The sequence below is a fragment of the Candidatus Thermoplasmatota archaeon genome, assembly GCA_034660695.1.
Taxonomy (GTDB): Archaea; Thermoplasmatota; E2; order UBA202; family DSCA01; genus JAYEJS01.
The window spans coordinates 1-5,120 of the sequence record JAYEJS010000119.1 but is presented as its reverse complement, the minus strand read 5'-3'; the positions used below and the strand labels follow the sequence as shown (position 1 = coordinate 5,120).

At 40.5% G+C, this 5,120-nt stretch carries 9 protein-coding genes; 2 read left to right on the top strand and 7 right to left on the bottom strand.

Translation table 11 applies throughout. The features are described from left to right. Positions 1 to 243 precede the first annotated feature (243 nt). A complete protein-coding gene (locus U9O96_06205) occupies positions 244 to 726 on the top strand; it encodes a hypothetical protein (protein MEA2054686.1) in 483 nt (160 codons plus the stop codon). Here the strand turns inward: U9O96_06205 and U9O96_06200 are convergent. Then, a complete protein-coding gene (locus tag U9O96_06200) occupies positions 723 to 1,745 on the bottom strand; it encodes a tyrosine--tRNA ligase (GenBank protein ID MEA2054685.1) in 1,023 nt (340 codons plus the stop codon). The genes U9O96_06205 and U9O96_06200 overlap by 4 nt on opposite strands. A 29-nt stretch (positions 1,746 to 1,774) precedes the next feature. Further along, positions 1,775 to 1,951: a hypothetical protein gene (locus U9O96_06195; protein ID MEA2054684.1), complete on the bottom strand. Its 177-nt coding sequence runs from the start codon at positions 1,949 to 1,951 to the stop codon at positions 1,775 to 1,777. Between the two features lie 151 nt (positions 1,952 to 2,102). Here U9O96_06195 and U9O96_06190 point away from each other — a divergent pair, with 151 nt between their 5' ends. Continuing rightward, the gene (locus tag U9O96_06190) at positions 2,103 to 2,768 is read left to right on the top strand and encodes a hypothetical protein (protein MEA2054683.1); all 666 of its coding nucleotides are present in this window, start codon (positions 2,103 to 2,105) and stop codon (positions 2,766 to 2,768) included. A gap of 27 nt (positions 2,769 to 2,795) precedes the next feature. On the opposite strand, the gene U9O96_06185 is transcribed toward U9O96_06190, so the two are convergent. The 5 genes from U9O96_06185 to U9O96_06165 are packed head-to-tail and all read right to left on the bottom strand — an operon-like array spanning position 2,796 to position 4,950. Beyond that, positions 2,796 to 3,572 carry a proteasome assembly chaperone family protein gene (locus tag U9O96_06185; GenBank protein ID MEA2054682.1) on the bottom strand — a complete coding sequence of 259 codons (777 nt, stop codon included), beginning with the start codon at positions 3,570 to 3,572 and terminating at the stop codon, positions 2,796 to 2,798. After that, positions 3,544 to 3,720, bottom strand: a complete 177-nt coding sequence (locus tag U9O96_06180; protein MEA2054681.1) for an RNA-protein complex protein Nop10 — start codon at positions 3,718 to 3,720, stop codon at positions 3,544 to 3,546. Before U9O96_06180 ends, U9O96_06185 begins: the two co-directional genes overlap by 29 nt. Then, positions 3,717 to 4,499: a translation initiation factor IF-2 subunit alpha gene (locus tag U9O96_06175; protein ID MEA2054680.1), complete on the bottom strand. Its 783-nt coding sequence runs from the start codon at positions 4,497 to 4,499 to the stop codon at positions 3,717 to 3,719. The genes U9O96_06180 and U9O96_06175 overlap by 4 nt, the downstream gene beginning before the upstream one ends. Before the next feature lie 3 nt (positions 4,500 to 4,502). Continuing rightward, positions 4,503 to 4,667: a 30S ribosomal protein S27e gene (locus U9O96_06170; GenBank protein MEA2054679.1), complete on the bottom strand. Its 165-nt coding sequence runs from the start codon at positions 4,665 to 4,667 to the stop codon at positions 4,503 to 4,505. A 4-nt stretch (positions 4,668 to 4,671) separates the two neighbouring features. After that, on the bottom strand, positions 4,672 to 4,950 hold the full coding sequence (locus U9O96_06165; protein MEA2054678.1) for a 50S ribosomal protein L44e: 279 nt from the start codon (positions 4,948 to 4,950) through the stop codon (positions 4,672 to 4,674). Between the last annotated feature and the right edge of the window lie 170 nt (positions 4,951 to 5,120).

Below are 5,120 nucleotides of genomic sequence, written 5' to 3'. Positions count from 1 at the left end.
CTAATAAAACTTGCGGTATTTCTAAATTTTTAGTGACCACATTTGGATATGTGGACTCTGTTTTTTATTGCCAATTACTAGATATAGAATTCAAAAAGTTAACAGAAAAATCCTTGGAACTTCCGTTTCAGGTAGTCTCAACCGTCAATAATTTCCCAAAGAGGTTTGTTCTTTGCTCGCCGTTATTCAATTTATCGCTACCAAAAAAGGAAACATTTTTTACTGTCATGTCTATTTTTATATGTGAGATCGAGAGAGGAAGTACTGAAGGAAATAATACAAAATGGAAAGAAAGACCCGAAAGGGTGGAAAGGCACCTACAGATACGATGCTAGTGTGAACGCCATGGAATACATAATCTTACATCCGAAATTCGGGGTTTACGAGATAAAGGAATGGCAAAAAAATCCTTATGAAGTTATCGGTGTGGGCGATAAGATAGCAAGGAAAGTCGATGAAGGCCTGCTGAATGAGCACATAGGGAATTTTGGGATAGTCAGATATAACTACAAAAAACTCTCTAGGGTGGTAGAAGAAGGTATTCCATTAGAATCCCTGATCGAGGAAATGGAAACCGGGAAAAACGATTGGCTGAAATTGGAGTTGAAAGGAGAAATGCATTCTATGCCCCGATCGATAGACTCTAAATTGAAGAACCGCAAGAAAATAGACGAAAAATTTTTGAAAATTCTCAATGCAGAAAGAGCATTCGATGGATATGTTTAGTCCAACAGATGTCTCTTTACTTTTTCTAAATTACTGGGTTTGGATTTGAAATATTCTCTCACCGGCTCAAGTATCTCATTCAGGTATGCCGCGACAGCATTTTTCAGATCAAGCGGATGTACCTGCCCTCTTTCAAACATTTTTTCCAGCGAAGGATAATTATTGAATTCCAGATTCCCACCATATTTTTCATCTCTTTCTATCCTAACTTTTTCATATTCGGGAAATATGACATATCTGCATATTTCTAAAATTGGGTTTTCCTTGATGACTCCTTCAGGGCAATAGGCCTTTTTAATTTTATTCATTGCATCCTCTTTGTTATCGTGAATGAAAATACAACTTTTTGGCTTACTCTTTGACATTTTGGCAACATCCATTCTTTCTCCAGACTCAAGGCTGGAAAGTATCGGCGTGTGCAGGGCGACGGGCTTTTTTCCGTTTACTTTCTTTGCGATATCTCTGCAGAGCATGTGGGCATGCCTTTGATCCATGCCCCCATATGCAAGGTCCAGGTTCAGGTAAAAGATATCAGCGACCTGCATCGCCGGATAGAGAAATTTTGACAAGTCCTTTTCGGCGTCCTCCGCCTCCCGCCCCATGATGTCCATTGCCCTCCGTATCCGCGCAAGAGACGCGTTTTTTGCAACTTTTAGGACAAGTTTCCAGTAATGCGAATCGTTGATGTAATCGCTGGCATATAGGTATTTTACGCCCGTTACTCCAAGGGCTGAAAAGCAATCTTTCATGTATTCGCCGCAATCCCTGATTGCTTCCATGTTGCCATTGAATTTGTCGTTCACCCATGCATGCCAGTCTGCAAGAAGGATGACTACATCAAATCCGGCTTGTATCAAATCTTTTATTTTATCCGAGCATATCTTCCATCCTATATGGACCAACCCGGACGGCTCGAAACCGATGTATGCCCTCTTTTCTTTTTTTTCTAAAACTTCCTTCAGTTCTTCAACAGTTATAACTTCTTCCGCATTTCTTGTTACCAGTTCGATATCATTCATCAGAATGAAATGAAATCGTGCTTAAAAAATTATGGTGTTTTTTTCCATTCCTTTCCCAATTCTGCAGCAATCTTTCCATCCTCTAAAATCAAAACGCCAATGTAGCCGCAATCCTTGCATACCCACTTGCTCCATATCTGTGGCAAAAGCCATTCCACATTCGGGGAGCCGCATTTTGGGCAATACAACCCTTTTTTTTCTTCCACGTGTTAATAAAGAGCAGGGCAATAAAAAAGTTTGGTGAAGAAGGGCAAAATGTACGGTGGAGCTCCTGCAAAAGAGATTAGAAGCGTAGAGACAGGCGGCTAACAAAAATTTTAATAAGGCTACACCATTATAATACCGCGGGGTGAAAAAATGAAAAGGAAAGGAGCAAGCAATATAATAATGTCTGCTGGTATTGTTGCATTACTCATCATGACGGCATGCATTCCTGTACTGGCTTCGGGAGGAGATGACAAGGGAACAGTTGAATGCAGCATATCAAACATTATGGGCACAAATTTCGAGAAAAAAAGTTTACCTTCTGAAAAAATAAAAGAGATGGAGGCTAAAATTGTGAAAATACTGAGCAGAGATGAAGAGTCTGTCAATATATCTGAGACAATGGGGCAGGTAATTGAAGTCCTGAAGGATTACGGCATATTTTCGGAAAAGGACGGCTTCATCAATTTTATATTTGATAAAAAGGAATGGGGTTGGGGAATTTTCAACTATGTTGTGAGCTACGGGCGGGGGGAAATATACATTCCGCTTAAATCAGATAGAAGCTTCATTAGAATGATGTTCAGGCCGATCTTTTTCAAATATAACCTCGGAGTTACAATAACAAAATTTGGTTCCAATTATATATGGGACAGCAAAAATACGATGAGTAATATGGGCTGGATGTTTGGGCGCCAGAGGGGGTTCACCGTCGGTTTTGTCGGTTTGCATATAAGGGTGCCCCACAAGCTATCTCCGGACAGCCATCTATTCATAGGTACCTCGCTCATCATCAACGGAAACAATCTTTTGTTTTAATAAAAAACAGCTGAAGCCAGTACCATCTTATCCTATGTAGCTGAGGTTATCAGATGATGTATCTTTTTCCCTTGCGGTTTTCTCCAGATTCCTGATATGCTTTGCTATTCTGCTTATTTCTTCGGCTTTATCTTCCAGCTTTGAAAAGCTTATTTTAATGCCAAGGATCTTCGTAAGAATCTTTAGAATCTCTCTTGCACTGTTTGGATCCACCATATATCCGGATGTCTCCCCCATAAGGCATACTCCTTTCATCCCTCTCATCTTACCGATTCCAAGAAGCAGACCGGAGGCGCCGACGATTCCACCCCCTCCTTCATCCTTAAAAACTATGCCATATTTTTTGAATTTTTTTATCAAACTTTTGTGGGTAGCTGCGCCTGTCACGCGGGGTTTTTCGACATCCACTCCGACCCCGTACCCCCCCAGAGTATATATCATCGTTGTCCCGTATTTTTCGACCATGTCCAGTATTGACTGGACGAGTATGTATTGCCCTCTGGTCGATAGGCCCTGGTAGTCACCCGTCAGTATGATGAGGTCAATGTCCCCTTTCCAATAATACAATTCGTTTTTTACAAGTTGTACGATACCATCATGATTGACAAACACCTGCGGAGGAAAATCTGTTGAATATATCTCTGCAAATTTCTTTGCCTTTATCTCGCTTATGAGGTGTTCTGCTGCGAGTTTTCCGACATTTCCCACGCCGGGCAAACCTTCTATCAATATGGGATTGTGCAATTCAGGTTTTTCTGAATATATTACAGTTGATTCATCTATTTTCAATTTTTTTCTTGCCATATTTTTCCTCTTTTTTTAATTTCCTTCTGTATTCTCCATAGGTGTCTTGCGGGGAAAACCGTGCAGGTCCCACCTGGGTGGTTTTTTTTCCGCACAACGGACAATCATTCTCCAGAGTATATCGTTTGCAAGATGTACAATACTTCATTTTATTTTCCTTTTAAAGGTTCCCATGCCGCCATGCTTTTTTATATATTCTATCCCTCTTTCAGCACATTCCTTCAGTTCCTTCTCCGCCGTCTTATAATCCGGTGCTGTTACACTCACCCTATATCTGGGGGCAGATGCGTATTTTACCGTTACGCTAACATTATCATAATTTTTTTCTATTTTTTTAAGGGCATTTCTTATGTGCTTTACACCGTCTTTGCCGGGAGAAAATAATTCCACATACCCGCTTATATCGACAAATGGGATGATGATGTTTTCCTTTGCAACATCCTCAAAAGCAGATATCCAATCTCCGCTAAAACCATCTTTTTTCAACACCTCATTGTCATATGCTACTTCGTCAAACGCCTCATATAGGGAGCCGTATTTTTTTATGAGATCATTGCCAAATTTCTCGTAGCATTCTTCCACATTCTTTCCGATCCTGTCAGCAACCATCTGAAAAAGTTTTTCTGCCTTGTGCTCATTTTTCCATTGCTGTGTTTTTTCTCTTCGCTGATGTTCATTCACTCTTTTCAGCGATAAATCGATATAACCTTTTGTTGGGTCAACTTCCATCACCTTGCATACAATTTTCTGCCCTTCCTTTACATAATTCCGTATGTGCTTTACCCATCCAGATGCAACTTCTTTTATGTGAATGAAGCCTTCGGTGTCTGGGTATTCTTCAAGCTTTACAAATGCCCCAAAACCCTTTGCCTTTAAAACCGTACAGACAACCAGTTCTCCTTTATCGGGAATTTTCTTTGCAGGCATTTTTTATTTCAACTCCTCCGATATTTCTCCTTTTATATTTGCTATCCCACCGGTTGGTTCTGCCAGCACGCTTCCGCACACTTGGCAAATCACGACGGTACTCACCTTTTTGAAAATAATTTGTTCGTTGTTACAATCCTTGCATTTAACCCTGACGAAATTTCCCATGTGCTCACCTCTTAAATTCAAATTTCTTTGCCCTTATGCATCTCTTTTGATGGGCTTTTCCGCATTCCTTGCATCTGTACCGCAAAAGCACTCTTTTCGTGGGTTTTTCTCTTTCTTCTGGTTTTGGTCTCGGATAGCCTCCATAGCCTGCGGTAACACGGCGAAATCGTCTCTGCCCCTGTTTCAATTCAGATGCCTTCTTTTTCTTAACCTTCTCAATCTCATGCAACGTATGCTTTTGGCATGATGGGCAATATGTCATTATGGCAGGCGGTCTTATCATCGAGTTTGTAATACCACATTATATATAAAAATGGTGGTCATCGCGACTATGTGTAAAAAGTATGAATGCTTTCTACTCAGGCTCTAAACCAAGCCTTCGACAGTCTTCCTTGGTCAAAATAACCTTCATCACATAGACCTTTGCTTTAAATTTTTCGAGAAGATCTACAA

Excerpts from the sequence above, each read along its gene's own strand:
- U9O96_06200 (MEA2054685.1), bottom strand. The coding sequence starts at position 1,745 with ATGAATGATATCGAACTGGTAACAAGAAATGCGGAAGAAGTTATAACT.
- U9O96_06190 (MEA2054683.1), top strand. The coding sequence starts at position 2,103 with ATGAAAAGGAAAGGAGCAAGCAATATAATAATGTCTGCTGGTATTGTT.
- U9O96_06185 (MEA2054682.1), bottom strand. The coding sequence starts at position 3,572 with ATGGCAAGAAAAAAATTGAAAATAGATGAATCAACTGTAATATATTCA.
- U9O96_06180 (MEA2054681.1), bottom strand. The coding sequence starts at position 3,720 with ATGAAGTATTGTACATCTTGCAAACGATATACTCTGGAGAATGATTGT.
- U9O96_06175 (MEA2054680.1), bottom strand. The coding sequence starts at position 4,499 with ATGCCTGCAAAGAAAATTCCCGATAAAGGAGAACTGGTTGTCTGTACG.
- U9O96_06170 (MEA2054679.1), bottom strand. The coding sequence starts at position 4,667 with ATGGGAAATTTCGTCAGGGTTAAATGCAAGGATTGTAACAACGAACAA.
- U9O96_06165 (MEA2054678.1), bottom strand. The coding sequence starts at position 4,950 with ATGATAAGACCGCCTGCCATAATGACATATTGCCCATCATGCCAAAAG.